Origin of the sequence: Chryseosolibacter indicum (assembly GCF_018598585.1) — a bacterium.
In the GTDB taxonomy this organism is placed as follows: Bacteria; Bacteroidota; Bacteroidia; order Cytophagales; family Cyclobacteriaceae; genus Chryseosolibacter; species Chryseosolibacter indicus.
The window spans coordinates 14883-29928 of the sequence record NZ_JAHESD010000003.1 but is presented as its reverse complement, the minus strand read 5'-3'; the positions used below and the strand labels follow the sequence as shown (position 1 = coordinate 29928).

The 15046-nt window shown below is 40.9% G+C and carries 13 protein-coding genes; 2 read left to right on the top strand and 11 right to left on the bottom strand.

Going from position 1 to position 15046, the window contains the following annotated elements:
- Positions 1 to 43: 43 nt before the first annotated feature.
- From KK060_RS01765 to KK060_RS01745, 5 genes are all read right to left on the bottom strand, one after another.
- Positions 44 to 610, bottom strand: a complete 567-nt coding sequence (locus tag KK060_RS01765; protein ID WP_254151682.1) for a hypothetical protein — start codon at positions 608 to 610, stop codon at positions 44 to 46.
- Between the two features lie 318 nt (positions 611 to 928).
- A complete protein-coding gene (locus KK060_RS01760; protein ID WP_254151681.1) occupies positions 929 to 1432 on the bottom strand; it encodes a hypothetical protein in 504 nt (167 codons plus the stop codon).
- An 81-nt stretch (positions 1433 to 1513) separates the two neighbouring features.
- Positions 1514 to 3094 carry an FMN-binding glutamate synthase family protein gene (locus tag KK060_RS01755; protein WP_254151680.1) on the bottom strand — a complete coding sequence of 527 codons (1581 nt, stop codon included), beginning with the start codon at positions 3092 to 3094 and terminating at the stop codon, positions 1514 to 1516.
- Positions 3095 to 3205: 111 nt separating this feature from the next.
- Positions 3206 to 5062: a BamA/TamA family outer membrane protein gene (locus tag KK060_RS01750; protein ID WP_254151679.1), complete on the bottom strand. Its 1857-nt coding sequence runs from the start codon at positions 5060 to 5062 to the stop codon at positions 3206 to 3208.
- A 95-nt stretch (positions 5063 to 5157) separates the two neighbouring features.
- Positions 5158 to 6042 (bottom strand): DMT family transporter, encoded by an 885-nt coding sequence (locus KK060_RS01745; protein WP_254151678.1) that lies wholly within the window; start codon positions 6040 to 6042, stop codon positions 5158 to 5160.
- A 152-nt stretch (positions 6043 to 6194) separates the two neighbouring features.
- On the opposite strand from KK060_RS01745, the gene KK060_RS01740 reads away from it, so the two are divergent.
- Both KK060_RS01740 and KK060_RS01735 read left to right on the top strand, forming a co-directional pair.
- On the top strand, positions 6195 to 6413 hold the full coding sequence (locus tag KK060_RS01740; RefSeq protein WP_254151677.1) for a hypothetical protein: 219 nt from the start codon (positions 6195 to 6197) through the stop codon (positions 6411 to 6413).
- An 84-nt stretch (positions 6414 to 6497) separates the two neighbouring features.
- On the top strand, positions 6498 to 6809 hold the full coding sequence (locus KK060_RS01735) for a hypothetical protein (protein WP_254151676.1): 312 nt from the start codon (positions 6498 to 6500) through the stop codon (positions 6807 to 6809).
- On the opposite strand, the gene KK060_RS01730 is transcribed toward KK060_RS01735, so the two are convergent.
- From KK060_RS01730 to KK060_RS01705, 6 genes are all read right to left on the bottom strand, one after another.
- A complete protein-coding gene (locus tag KK060_RS01730; RefSeq protein WP_254151675.1) occupies positions 6796 to 7068 on the bottom strand; it encodes an acylphosphatase in 273 nt (90 codons plus the stop codon). The two genes, KK060_RS01735 and KK060_RS01730, sit on opposite strands and share 14 nt — an antisense overlap.
- A gap of 74 nt (positions 7069 to 7142) precedes the next feature.
- Positions 7143 to 8762, bottom strand: a complete 1620-nt coding sequence (locus tag KK060_RS01725) for an NADP-dependent glyceraldehyde-3-phosphate dehydrogenase (RefSeq protein ID WP_254151674.1) — start codon at positions 8760 to 8762, stop codon at positions 7143 to 7145.
- A gap of 8 nt (positions 8763 to 8770) precedes the next feature.
- Positions 8771 to 9373 carry a deoxyribose-phosphate aldolase gene (gene deoC, locus KK060_RS01720; protein WP_367397453.1) on the bottom strand — a complete coding sequence of 201 codons (603 nt, stop codon included), beginning with the start codon at positions 9371 to 9373 and terminating at the stop codon, positions 8771 to 8773.
- Positions 9374 to 9460: 87 nt separating this feature from the next.
- Positions 9461 to 9817 (bottom strand): hypothetical protein, encoded by a 357-nt coding sequence (locus KK060_RS01715; RefSeq protein ID WP_254151673.1) that lies wholly within the window; start codon positions 9815 to 9817, stop codon positions 9461 to 9463.
- Positions 9818 to 9942: 125 nt separating this feature from the next.
- Entirely contained in the window at positions 9943 to 10431 is a 489-nt protein-coding gene (locus tag KK060_RS01710) for a thermonuclease family protein (protein WP_254151672.1), read from the bottom strand.
- A gap of 153 nt (positions 10432 to 10584) precedes the next feature.
- Positions 10585 to 14775, bottom strand: a complete 4191-nt coding sequence (locus tag KK060_RS01705) for a tetratricopeptide repeat protein (protein WP_254151671.1) — start codon at positions 14773 to 14775, stop codon at positions 10585 to 10587.
- Positions 14776 to 15046 lie beyond the last annotated feature (271 nt).

Sequence of the window (15046 nt, the reverse complement as noted above, 5' to 3'; positions counted from 1 at the left end):
CCTGTACGCAAATGTGATGCTTTGCGCCGGAGATAGAACTTCTTTATCCCGCCAAGGTAATTTGCTTTTCTACTTTATTTAAACCGTGATCTTCAATAATGGCTTTGACCGTATAGTCCTTCAAGAGCGTTTGTGTCGTTGATGGAGTAAAGAAGAATTCATCTATTCCCTTGCGGATGGCCATCCCTGTTTCCACGAACTTACCTTGTTCATTATAAATAGAAACGCTAACCTTATTGATAGCAAAATGCTTTTTAAACACCTTAACCTTTACTGTACCTCCTTTCTTTGCATTTGATTTGGTGCTGATCTCTTTGATTTCACCTTTACGCATGTAGTCGGTAATGACGGCGGTATATGCGTTCGTTAAATTGAGCTTCTTTGCCTTTTTCAAATAATAGGCTTTTTTCTGTGGGTCTTGCAAAAGGTGTTTGGCATAGACTGATGCTGCCTTAAATTTTAACCTGTTCTGCCTTTGTTTTTCGCTTTGCTTGCCAGTTTGCCTTGGTTTATGGGTAAGTATGGTTTTATTGCCTACCCGTTTTATAACGAATTTGCCTATAGAACCGCTGAAACCTTTGAGCAACGTATTTGTTTGAAGTGTAGCCATATATATCTGGGTTTTTCAGGCAATATGGATGAGGTTTTTGACAAATAGTGTCAAAAGCTTTTTAGTTATAATTTATTTAAGGCAAGGAAGGCCTTCGTGCGCCGTAGGGATGGGTTAGCTGGTTCATTTCTCCACTCTTTTTCCTCTCTTGCCGGACTCTCGGTGCTCTCTTTGGGCAGCAAGCTTAACGCAGATTTAAGGTCGGAATTGTAAATACCTAGAAAAGGCACGGGAAGCTTATTAAGATACGAAAAAGCAGAAGATAAAGAAAGAAATGGGTAAAAAATAAAGTTGGAACTAACTACTTACTAGTAGGCCTCAGGCTGTGCGTCTTACTATGCCCTTCTGAGGGTGGATTTTAATAGAAAAGAATTCGCTGATGAACACGTTCATCCTGTTATCAACCATCAGGAAAGGGCTATCCGTTGGATAGAAGACTGTTAGATCGAGCACTGCTCTTAAGAAGTTAGGATGTTTACAAAACTCCTTTGTCCATTTTTTGAACTGTGTCGACCATTCGCGCTGATACTTCTTAAAGTCATCCGATCCATCGAACAGAAACTCGAGTTGGTTATCGCTATAAAAGGTATAGCGAAAGATACCCATGGTAGTGAGGTAGAACTCGTTGAGGTGTCTGAAATCTTCACCTGTGTGTTGCTGAATTTTCTGTGCTGTTTCATCAACAATACCCAAAGGATTATGGCGGAGGAGATATTCTACCTTCACGAAGTCAACAAGGTATTGAAGAAGTGATTGTTGTAAAGAGAGTTGTGCCTCTTCGAGGATGTAATTCTTGTCTAATGGAAAGAATTTTCTTAGCACAGGTTTTTTTAGTATTTGGCAAAAGTAATAAAAAAGGCTTGCCATATGGAAAGCCTTCTCTAACTATTTGTTCAAAAATATTTAAAACTTTTCAGCGCTAGCAGACTCGTAAGACTTCTGATATCTATCGGGTATAGTACTGCCCAACATAGAGCCTGGTGGTATAGAAGGATAGATCTCTTCGAAGGTTTTGATCTCGTTCATGAATACTCTCCTGTTGATCTGATGGCGATTCAGTTTGTTTGGTGAATCGATACCTGCAGCGGCCATAAGCTCAACAAAACTTTCGATGGTGTGTTTATGAAAGTTGGCTACCCTTACTTTTTTATCATCAACAACCAGACCTTTTACCAGTTCAAGATCTTGTGTAGCTACTCCGGTTGGACATGTGTTCTTATTACACTCCAGCGCCTGAATGCATCCGAGGGCCATCATCATAGCGCGAGCACTGTTGCACATGTCAGCACCGAGGGCCATTGCACGGATGAGGTGAAATCCCGTAAGGATTTTCCCTGATGCGATTAACTTAATATGATGACGTATGTTGAATCCTTTGAGCATGTTATCAACAAACGCCAGCCCTTCCAGCAAAGGCATACCTACGAAGTTGGAGAACTCGGGAGGCGCAGCACCTGTGCCGCCTTCGCCACCATCTACAGTAATGAAGTCGGGATAGATATCTAATTCAACCATTGCCTTGCAAATGGATATGAACTCGCTCTTTCTGCCGACGCAAAGTTTAAAGCCGACGGGCTTGCCATCTGAAAGTGTTCGCATTCTAGCAACGAAGTGAATGAGCTCTTTGGGTGTTGAGAACGCACTGTGAAATGGTGGAGAGAAAACCGTAGTGCCTGCCTTTACCAAACGTATGGCTGCGATTTCCGGCGTGTTCTTCTTAGCAGGAAGAATACCACCATGGCCAGGCTTTGCCCCTTGTGAGAGTTTGAGCTCTATCATTTTCACCTGAGGTCTTAAGGCATTCTTTCTGAAAGCATCATCAGAGAAGTTTCCTTCCATATCACGAGCGCCGAAGTAACCTGTTCCGATCTGCCACACGAGGTCTCCTTCGTATTTAAGATGCGGAGGGCTGATGCCACCTTCGCCAGTGTTATGCGCAAAGCCTCCCAGCTTAGCCCCGGCATTCAGTGCTTCTATGGCTGCACCACTTAACGAGCCAAAGCTCATGGCCGAAACATTAAGAATACTTGCTGAGTACGGTTGTTTGCAATCTTTATTGCCCACTGTAACACGCGGATGGTGATCAACTTTATGGAAGTCGATAGGTACGATGGAATGGCTCATCCATTCGTATCCTTCAGAATATACGTTAAGCTGCGTTCCAAAAGGTGTAGTATCGATTTGTTTTTTAGCGCGCTGATATATTACAGAGCGATCGTTTCTGTTAATGGGTACGCCATCTGTATCGGATTCAACAAAGTACTGCTGAATTTTAGGACGCAAGTCTTCAAAGACATAACGCAACCTTCCTACCAAGGGAAAGTTTCTTCTGATGGATTGTTTTGTTTGCACCATATCCTGAACGCCCATAACAATAAAGGGTGCCACAATAACGAGACAACCAAATGCAGGCAACCAGAATAAGGACCAGACAATAATGAGCAGTGTAATACTTACACTACTGATAACAAATATTTTTCTCATAGCAGGTAGTAACCATCAAATATAGCAAAATAGGTATGAGGTATTGAATGTAACGGCATTCGAGGGGTTGATTTTACATTACAGGTATTACTGAGAGTTGAAGTGATGGCGTTAATTATACTGCACCAGTGACGGTGGTTTAACAAAAGTTGCGCTGTACTTAACACGCAGGTTACTGCTAAGCCTGACTTTGAAATTTGTAAGATCGGGAAGTGATCTTGGGTAGTACATAAATCGCAGTTCTATTGTACCGAATACCAGGTTTTCGTTTCGGGTTCTCAAGCCGCCACCTAAACCAAAGTACGGTTTACTATTTAAGAGACCTTTATGTTCAGGGGAGAGAAATGCCATTTCGCCATAGGTAAAGGGAGCGATTTTAAAGCCGAGGAATTCTAATGGGGTGAAGACAAGCGTTTCACTATTGATATGAAATCTTTTTGTACCCCACAGGCTATCTACATTAAAACCCTGCAAACCAAATTCGGCATTTATATCCAGCGGAAGCGCAGTTTTTTGATTGAAGACATAAGTTATATCGCCACCGAGGGTTTGCCGGATGAGCAAGTTTTTATAACTAAACAAGCGACTAAAGACAGACCCGGAAAGCAGCAGTGATACATCTTCAAGACCGTTTTTATTGTAGCCTCCTCCCCGGAAATTGACGTTATAGAAATGACCTCGCCTATCGACAATAGACTTATTTACCTCAAATCCAAGGTATGGCCTCTCTAAACCCAATTCTCGTGACCATCCGAAATACATGGACATGGTATGACCGTAGGGAACGTCTTCCGTTCTACCGAAACCGTAGATGAAACGGGTTGTATAGAAGTTCTGCTTAAAGAAAGTAACACCGCCAAGCACGAAAGTGCGGTTATTATAGATAGGGTTTAACGTCTCCTGATTCTGCAGCGGTTTTTTGGTAAAAACCTGATCGAATGTTCTAATGGCGATGAAATGCCTGTTTCTGTCTCTGATGTTTGACCTTGCACCGATGTTATATCCAATCCAAAAGTCTTTTACCAGGTAAGTGTACTGCCTGAAAACAGAGTCGTTGACGCTATAAAGATTACTAGACCAGTTGCGACTTATCTCAAGACCGCCCGCTAACTCGGTATACGGAGAAACCAGTGGGCGTTCAAGCCTGAGGTAGTACGCTTTTTCTTCCTCCCGGCCATAGCTGCTGCCGGTGTTCAATTGCGTGTACCCACCCGTTGCAGTAATAAAACTTCCACCAATGCTATTCTTGCGATATTGAAATTCATAACCAAAAGGAGGATTTCTGCCTTCGTCAACCAGTCCTGTAAATTGCACGCGCTGGCCCCAGCCAAACATGTTAACATCATATAGCCTGAACCGTGTTTTGGTGGGACCGCTTGGATTGAAGCTACCGCCGACACTGAAGACATCTCTTGTCATTACAATAACATCAACGGAATCATCGGTATGGTCGAGCGGTACAATAAAGAGCTTGGCATCGAGAATGAAGTCGAGATCACGGATGTAACGCTCATTGTCGGCCATCTTGTAAGGATTTACCGGGCGGTTTTCTTTAATAAAAAGATGGTCTTTGATAACCCAATCTTTGGAATTACTGTGAAGCTTATTCGCAATCTTTGAAATAGTGTTTTTGATATTCCGCGTTGTATCGGTAATGGTTTTATCGAAACCTACCTGACGGACAATGATTTTTCTGATGATTTTTCCCTCGTAAGGAATAAAGAATTCTTCACTTTTTATGGTTGCACCAGGATTTCGCGATTGCTTTCTGGTGATGGTTTTGATTAGGCGTTTCGAGACCTTACTGTCTTTAATATTGTTGATGATCTGTCCGGCCTTTGTTGTGTCCGACTTAACCCGGACCGAATCGTCTTTGCTTACCGTATCCCGTTTTTGGGCAAAGGAAGGCCCGGACAGTAGAACTGCCAGCCAAAAAAGCCATAGCCTAAAGAATTTAGGGAAATACATAAAGCGTATAAGCTGCTTACAAAAAAAGCAATACCAACAAGTTTAACACTCAATTGCTGTAAAGAATTTGGTTTTTGCAGTCTAAACGTACTTTTCTATTTTTTATTGGCTATGTAAACACCCCCAATAATGGCAATCATGCCAATAAAATGCCCCATTGCCAATTGTTCGCCATCGAGCAAACCCCATATAACCGCAACAATAGGAATAAGGTAAGTGATGGAACTTGCGAAAAGCGGGGTGCTTATTTTGATAAGTCTGTTGAAGAGGATGGTGGCTATAGACGTACTCATGAGGCCCAAAAGAATGAGAAACCCTAATGCCTCAACAGCGCCTGGATGAGCGGACAGCTTTGTAGTAAAAGGCGTAAAAGCAAAAAGATAGATGAGCGCTAAAGGCGCAATAAGCATGAGAGACAGCGATGTGATGGTGAGCGCTTTTAAATCAGGAAGCTTGAATTTTATAAAATTGACGTTAGATCCGTAACAAATACATGCAATGATAACAAAGATTGCATATAAGTTAATACCGCCAATCTGGCCACCTGTTCTTGATATAATCAGTAAGATAGACCCTGCTAAGCCAATGATAATTCCTACCAGTGCTTGTTTTTTAAAAACCTGCTTGAATACTATCGCGCTAATGATCATGGTAAAAATCGGGGTGAGGCTATTGAGAATACCAGTGATTGCACTATCCATTTTCGTTTGAGCTGTAGCAAAAAGAAAGGCAGGAAAGAAAACACCGAGCAAGCCCGACAACAAGAGTTTCCAGTAGTGATCTTTGTTAAGTTCTTTGATTCGTGTGAGGGCAAATGGCAGAAGAAATATACTGGCACTTACAACACGAATGGCGCCAACCTCGCCTGCCGAGTAAACTTTTAAACCTCGTTTCATAAGTATAAAAGAGGTTCCCCAGATTAATGTTAGAATTACGACTAAGAAAACAGAAGAGAACTTCCCGTTTTTTGTTTCAGGCATACGACAGTACTAAGAATCAAATATTGCGATTCGGAAGAGGATAATCAAACTGTTTGTTGCGATTTGGTTTACATTTGATTTTTCAATCTTGCTTTGGTTCCTTCCTCGAATTATTTTTCTAGCGTTGATGTAGTTTTAAATAAAGGAAAATTATGAGTCAGGCTTTTGTTCGTGAAATGGATGACCAATGGTTGAGTGATGTAGCACCGACCGTTCAGGCATTGATCCGTTTTTTAACTATGGAAAATAACGGAATTGGTGTGTACGAGAAAAAGACCTACACTACTTCAGATGGCAAGGAAATACATGAAATGAGTAACGGTTTAGGATATTATAAAAATGCTCAAAACCAATGGGAAATATACAAATAACAATTCCCGCACCTCATTAGAGAAAGTTTATGCGTTTATCTTAGAAGGAAAACGGTTACCTTGCGCCGTTTAAGTAACGACCGAATGAAACATGAGCAAGATACAATATCGGTTCTGGAGCTTAAGCGATTACTCATCGATTTAAAAGATAAGCAACCAGACATAAGCGTACGAACGCGCCTCATGGGCAACATGTGGGATGTAAATTTTAATGCAGTTGTATTGGTAACAGAATGGGGTGTGATATTAAGCGACGTTACCAGCAATAAAATCTGTACTATTCCTAATCTAAATAATATTATCCAGTTTGAAATAGACTCGCCTTTTCAGCAATACAAGCCCTTTCATCATTACAATGTGGTGCTTGATATCAGCAGTATCGTTAACGTTGAATAGTAAAATCCTTGAAGTTCTGTAGTGGTATATCCTTCACCAGACATTCATTTACTTTTGCTCGCGGAGGACCTTTTTTACACCAATCAATAAAGGTGTCTACAACGCGAACCTCTCCCTCTGCTTCAATATAAACACTTCCGTCAGCTTCATTGCGAACAATACCTTTGGCACCGAGCTCATCTGCTTTTTCCTTTGTTGACGCACGAAAGAAAACACCTTGTACTTTTCCTGTGACCTGTATAGAAACAGATTTGATCATAGAGGTGAAAAATAAAAGATCCTCTGTTGCACTAACATGTTATTAGAAACAGAGGATCTGTAAAACAATTAATATCAAATAATATAATCCGTGCTTAAGAAGGCTGACTCTCTATTGCGGATAATTGTTCCGAGCATTTGTTTATTTGCTTCTGTATTCTTGGTAGCAACTAAAGTACGTATCGAGAATACGCGAAGTGCATCAGCTACAGACAGCGTTCCTTCGGCCGAATCTTTTCTTCCATTGAAAGGGAAAGTATCAGGGCCGCGCTGGCTTTGAGAATTAAGATTAATTCTTCCTACCTGGTTTACAAATGCATCGACGTATTTTGCTACCCTTTTTGAATCCGTGCCAAACACACTAACCTGCTGACCATAGTTTGAGTTAACGACGTAATTGATTGGCTCATCATCATTCTCAAAGGCAACAATTGGCACAACCGGACCGAATTGCTCTTCGTAGTAAATCTTCATTTTGTTATTTACAGGATAAAGTACCGCAGGGTAGAAGAATGAGTTAAGGTATTCTCCCCCACCTTCGTTTACTACCTTTGCACCATTATTCTTTGCATCTTCTACAAGATTTCGAAGGTAATCTACCTTTCCTGGTTCTGGCAGTGGTGTTAATCCCACACCTGAATCCCAGGGCATCCCTGGCTTCAGCTTTTTAACTTCCGCATTAAATTTCTGAATAAAAGAATCAATAATGCTCTTATGAACAAAGACAATCTTAAGGGCAGTGCAACGCTGTCCGTTGAAAGAAAGTGATCCTGTAATGCATTCTGTTACTGCATTATTTATATCCGCATCCTCTAATACGATGGCAGGATTTTTAGCATCAAGCCCTAAGATCGACTTTAAGCGGTGTGGTTTAGGGTGAAGTTTCTTTAAGTCATTGGCCCCCTTGTTGGTTCCGATGAAAGCGAATACATCTATCTTTCCGCTTTCCATTAAAGCACCAACGGTTTCTCTTCCACGACCATAAATGATATTGATTACACCAGGAGGGAAACTATCTCTGAATGCCTCCAGCAAAGGACGTATGAGCAGCACACCATATTTTGCAGGCTTAAATACAACTGTATTTCCCATAATTAATGCAGGGAAAAGTGTTGTAAACGTTTCGTTAAGCGGATAATTGTAAGGCCCCATACATAACGCAACACCTAGCGGAACTCTTCTTATCTGCGCCATGAAGCCTTGCTCTTCTACAAGCTTTGCTGAGTTTCTGTCAAGATCTTTATAAGCCTTAATGGTATCAACAATGTAGTCGCAGGTTCTGTCGAATTCCTTTTCAGAATCTTTTAGTGTTTTGCCTATCTCCCACATCAATAGTTTAACTACTTCTGTTCTTTTCTTGCGCATGGCAGCGAGAAAATTTTCGATATGCTCAATTCTCTCCGTCACGCTCATGGTAGGCCAAAGACCCTGCCCAAGGTTGTATGCATTTGCCGCGGCATCTAATGCTTCAAGTGATTCTTTAGAAGTGAGAAGCGGTGTACTTCCTATGATCTTTTGTTCATATCCATTTCCCTTCTTCAGAAATACAGGGCTTGCAACAGGATTTAAGTTTCCATTCCAAATTTTTAATTCACCGTTGATCAGGTATTCACGCTGATCGAGCGGTTCAGCAATTTCGTATTGCTCAGGAATTGTGTTTTCCACCGGGAAAACATGCTCTAGAATCTGGCTCATTATGTTGTTTATTTTAAAGGGTTGGTTGTCTCGTTAAGTATAGATACTCCAGATGAAGAACCTATCCGGGAGGCACCTGCTTTTACTAACGCCGCTGCCTGATCAAAAGTTCGAATACCGCCGGATGCTTTGATGCCGACGGATGGTGGTAGTACTTTCTTCATCAATGTAACATGTTCAACAGTTGCGCCTGCAGGTGCCATACCGGTGGAAGTTTTTACAAAATCTGCGCCGGCATCTGCACATAATTTGCAGGCTTCTTCTATTTCTGATGGTGAAAGATAAGCAGTCTCAATGATTACTTTCAATAATCGCTCATGATCGTGTGCTAATTTTGCACACTTGGCTATCTCGATTTTAGTCCATGGGATACCTGTTTTGAAGGAAGTCAGATTCCAAACAACATCGATCTCGTCGGCCCCGTTATCGATTGCACGTTTAATCTCATCAAGCTTAGTTTCCGTCATGTTATAGCCTAGCGGGAACCCGGCTACAGTGACGAGAAAAATTTTTGCATTACCCCGTTCGCGAAAGGCTCTGCGTACCCAAAATGGCGGAACGCATACGCCCACAAAACCGTATTGCTTCTTCAACAAGCTTGTCGATGTCACTGATGGATAATACAGGACTGAGGTTGGTATGTTCAATATAGGATGCAATATTCACTGCATGAAATTACAATGATATTGCTATTGATGTTAGTGCCTGATGCCACATTCTTTACAATACTTGAGCTTACCCGCCTTGTGTTTTTTTGGCGGGCGTTTATGACCGAAGTAAAGCGGATTACTGTACTGTGGTTTCTCCATTAACTTCTCATTCTTCTTGCGCGTTTTTTCAAGACGAGCCATACGTTCATAAAACTGCTGCTCCGACTCGTAGGTAGGACCTTTTGATTTTTTCTTGGTCGATTTTTTCGGAGCGTATTGCTCTGTTGGGAATGATGGATTTAAACTGTTTGGAGCATTTGTATCTCCATCTCCTCGCTTCTTTTTAGACTGACTGAAAGAAGCAGTTGATATAACCAAGAATAACAATACAGCCACTAAGCGCATAACTAAAGAAGTATTTTACCTTAATAACCATTGAGCAATAGAAATATTATGTAAAACTTATCAAGATGTTGAATTATCACGATAAGCAGCTATATAATCGGTTTGAAATAAGAGAACAACGTGTTTTAATTACTTTTTGCTTCCATCATAGACTGCTGTCGCCTATAGAGCCACGGAGGTGTGGGATTTTCTTCTTTCCATAAACCTTTTTGATTTTTTTCGGCTTCAAGCCGGTACGCTTCCAGTTCAGGAAGTGGATTTCTTTCGGCTGTCCAGGCGAGCCCTTCTTTAAGTAGTTCAACCCGGGGATCAACATTTCTTTTAACTTTTAATACAGCCAAGTTGTTTCCCAATCTATCTTTTCCAACTATTGTAAAGGTGATCTCCTGACGTAGCACCAGTTTTTCTAAAAATCTTTTTGCTTCCTTTGCATACTCCTGCCCCGCGTCAGGACAATCAATCCCTGCCAATACAATCTTCTGCTTTTCTTCTTTGTCATCAATAACCTCCAACGTATTACCATCTATAACACCCACTACTCTTCCTTTCATCTCTTTTTCTGTAGAGGCGATCGATGAACTCCCCATTATTAGTAGTAAGAATAAGAGTTTCATAAGACAGGCCATTTTAGATGAATCTTGTATAGCTCACTTACACAGATAAAGAGATGACAACATGTACTTCTCTTATAAAAAGCTTATTCAATTCAGAAGCTTTTACATTGCAATAAATTGAATAGTCTTACGCTCTGTTGCTTTATTATCTTATTACTTGCAGTAGTTATCAATCTGGAAGCGCGCTTTTGCATCTCCGTTCTCAACTGCCTTTCTCCAATCGAAACAAGCCTTTTCTTTTTCGTTTATCTGGTAATAGAAATTCCCTCTTTGCTTGTAGTAAGATGCATTCTTAGGATCAAGTTTAATAGCCTCATCCATGTCGGATACTCCGGCGCCGTAGTCGTCTGTTCCTGCCTTGCAGGTAGCACGATTATAGTATGCAACGGCATCGTTCGGATTAGCACTGATCACTTTGTTATAGTCAACAATAGCACCTTCATAATCTTCAAGACTTTCTTTCACAAGTCCCCTATTAAAATAGGCATTGATGTTTTTAGGATCTAGATCAAGAGCCTTATTTAAGGAACCAAGTGCCGCCTTTGTATCATTTAGTTCCAGATGTGCCCTTCCTTTGTTAAGGAAAAGCTGAACACTGCTTTCTCCTGCTTTCAATGCGTTATCAAACTCAACAATGGCTTGCTCAAATTCCTCAACTTCAATTTGCATTAATCCTCTTCTCAGATATACCTCTTTGTCTTTTACGCCCGCAGCCACAACTTTATCATAATAGTCGAGCGCTGGTGTAAACTTCTTGGTATTGTAGTAAGCATCGCCAAGAACGCGATATAAGGCAGCATCTGGCTTTTCAGAAAGTCTTTCAACCATTCTGAAATCATTGATGGCATTTTCATATTTATTGATCTTGAAATACGCCTGACCCCTGTTGTCGTACGCTTTAAGATATTCCGGATTTCTATTAATCGCTTCTGTAAAATCGGTTATGGCGGCAGCATTATTCTCTTGCTTAAAGTAGGCCTTGCCCCTGTTATTAAACAGTACAGCATCTTTTAATCCAAGTGTTACTGCCTTGGTGTAATCTTCAATAGCACCTGCAATATTATCGGTTACAAACTTGGCATCACCTCGGTGGAAATAAGCTGTTGAGAGCTTATCGTCATACACAAGCGCCTGGTTATAATCGTTAACTGCCTCAGCATAGTTCTTCGCGTCGTACTTGCAGTAGCCACGCATATCAAATGCAATGGCTTGTTTAAAACCGGAGGCAATGGCTTTATCAAGATCAGGTAATGCAGATTTATAATCCTTCAGGTAATACCGTGTAGCACCCCTCTTAAATAACATATCAGCAGAGGTAATTCCGCTTTCTATTGCCTTGGTGAAATCAGGTAGGGCTTTTTCGTAATTCTTTAATTCAAAGTAGGCATTACCTCTAAGCACATACACGTTGTTATTTTTTGTAGCGCCTTCTATTGCTTTGGTAAGATCAGGAATGGCACCTGTAAAATCTTTGGTGTTATATCTCGCGGTACCAAGCATAGCGTAGTCGTCAGCAGACGCCTCTCCCTTCGATACAACAATGGCGAGGTCATTAATTACATCAGCATACGCCTGAAGTTTGAATTTTGCTGCGCCTCTGTTTCGGTAAGCTTGTGTATAATCTTGTTTAATACCTAATGCACGATCGAAGTCAGGAATAGATTCTTTAACCATACCTGCATTAAGCTTGGCTTTACCCCTGTTGTTGTAAATGATCTCGTTGTTGGCTCCGGATGCTATTGCTTTGTCATACGCATCTATTGCACCATTGTAATTATTCTGTTTGAAGCGCACGTTACCGAGCTGAAAAAGTATTTCAGGATTCTTGGTACTTAGTGAAAATGCTTTCTCTAGATGCGGTGTTGCTTCTTTTTCTTTCTGCGAGTTTATGTAAGCCAGAGACAATGCTTCGTAAGCAGAAAGATCGGCCTTATTGTTTACTGCCGACTTTTCTAAATCGATAATAGCACCAGCATAGTTTTTATCTTCGAAGAATGCCTTACCACGTTTCAGATAAAGTTCATCTTCTTTCTCTCCTGCCATTTCGGCTGCCGTAAGTGCTTGAACCGCTTCTTTGTATTTCGCATTCTCAAAACGAAGATATCCTGCATACAAATTTACCTTACCATCTTTTTCTCCAGCGCTTAATGCCTTCTCAAGATTGGTTGAAGCTTCAGCTTTTTTATTGGTATTGTAATAAGAAATACCCAACATCTTCAACACGTCAGCAGTCTCACCTTCAGTGGCTTTGGCTTTTTCAAGATCGGCAATGGTGGATGCGTAATCCTTTAGCGCAAATTTTGCAGTACCACGGTTTAAGAATGCTTTGCTGTATGAAGCATTTAATTGAATAGCCTTATCATAATCTGAAACAGCTCCCTGGTAATCTTTTCCGTTGGCTTTTGCTTTACCGCGATTATTAAATACAATGGCATCGTTATAACCATTCTTTACGGCGTTGTCGTAATTACTGATGGCACCTGGAAAATCATTCTTAATAAACTTGATATCGCCAATGTTTTTATACGCTTCTCCTTCAACAGCACCTAACGACACTGCCTTTTCAAGATCGCGCAAAGCGTTGTCGTAATCTTTCTGTATGTATTCAGCATTTCCTTTGCACAGGAAAACCTCTTTTGTGGCAACGCCTGCATTAATCGCTCTGCTTAACGATTCAATAGCAGAAGGATATTCTTTGTTCTTATACTGGCAGGTACCCAATTGCGTGAACACATCTTTATCTGTAACACCCAGGGTAACCGCATTGGACAAGTTCTTGGCAGCATCAACACAATTACCTAATTGGGCGTTGCTCATACCCAACATGGTGAATACCTCTTTATCTTTTACGCCTTTGGCCAACACAGCATTTAGTGACTCAACAGCACCTTTATAATCTTTAAGCTTGTATTTTGCTACGCCTACTTTCTGTTGCAACTCAACCTCTGGCCTACCCTTCGCTATCAGCTTCTCAAAGTCTTCAGCGCTACCTTTCCAATCTTCAATTTTAAACTTAGCCTCTGCTCTGTTTTCCAATGCTTTGTCATAATCTGCTTTTAATGCTAAAGCCTTATCGAAATCAGGAATGGAACCTTTATAATCTTGTAGATTAAATTTCGCTTTACCGCGATTGTTGAACAGAATCGGATCGCTTGCCCCAAGTGTTACAGACTGGTCGTACGCTTTTATGGCTCCGGCAAGATCGTTCTTTAGAAATTTAATATCACCAATGCTCTTAAAAACTTCAACATCGTTAACACCGAGTGAAACTGCTTTTTCCAAATCACGTAAAGCGTTATCATTATCTTTCTGGGCAAGTGCTGCATTACCTTTATAAAGAAATACCTCCTTGGTATTTGCCCCTGCATTGATGGCCCTGCTTAATGATTCGATAGCCGGCGCATATTCTTTATTCTTATACTGGCATGCACCTAGCTGATAAAAAACGTCTTTATCGGATGCTCCTAATCCCGCGGCAGCGGTAAGACTTTTTATTGCACCAGCACAATCGTTCAACTGTGCCGCAGTTAAACCATGCATACGAAACACGTCTTTATCTTTTACACCTTTCTGTATGGCTTTATCAAGCGCTTCAGCAGCGCCTTTGGTATCGTTCAAGGTATATTTTGCTGTTCCTATTTTTTGATAGACATCAGCGTCTGCTTTTCCGGAAGCAAGGATCTTTTCAAAGTCTTCAATACTTCCCTTCCAATCCTGCATTTTATAACGTGCCTCTGCGCGGTTTTCTAATGCTTTTTCGTATCCAGCCTTTAACTCAAGCGCTTTGGTAAAATCAGGAACTGATCCTTTATAATCCTGAAGATTAAACTTTGCCTTACCCCTGTTGTTGTAGAGAATAGCATCTGCCTTTCCTGTAGCTATAGCTTTGTCATAAAATGCAACAGCATCTTTATAGTTCTCCAATTTAAATTTTGCATTACCAAGGTTGGCAAGGGTCTCATAGGCTGAGGCACCCATCAATATTGCTTTTTCAAGATCACCTACTGCGCCTGAATAATCATCGAGGTTATATTTTGTATTTCCACGATATTCGAATAGTTCTACGGTATTAATCCGTGCTTTTAAAGCCTCATCGAAATCTGTCTTTGCTTTATCAAATTGTTTGAGCTGATACAGCGCAACACCTCGTTTCACATAAACTTCTTTATTGCTATAACCCGAATTAATGAGTTGTGTAAAACCGAGGGCTGCATCGTTGTAATTGCCAGCACTAAATTTCTTTAAAGAAGCCTCCCATTGCACCAGTAGCAATGAGTCGGCTTTTTGTGCAAAAGATGTATGAAATAGCGAAATGCACAGAAAAGCAATTAGCGGGGTTCTCATAGTAATAACGTTAATGGACAAAATTATTAAATATGGCCGTATTTTATGCCTTAAGTGGCTGAATGGATTATCCCTGTAAGGAATTGAAGAGAAAATGACCAATAATGGTTATTGTAGCGACTGTAAATACCTGCTTTTCTATTGACTGATTGCCTGCTTTTTCAATAATGGATGGGTCACCTCAGCCTGTTTTTTAAGTCTGCCATAGGGGTAGCTTCAGTGTAGCTGGATTGTAGAATTAGTGTTCCTTTCATAAAAGGGGGTGTTTATG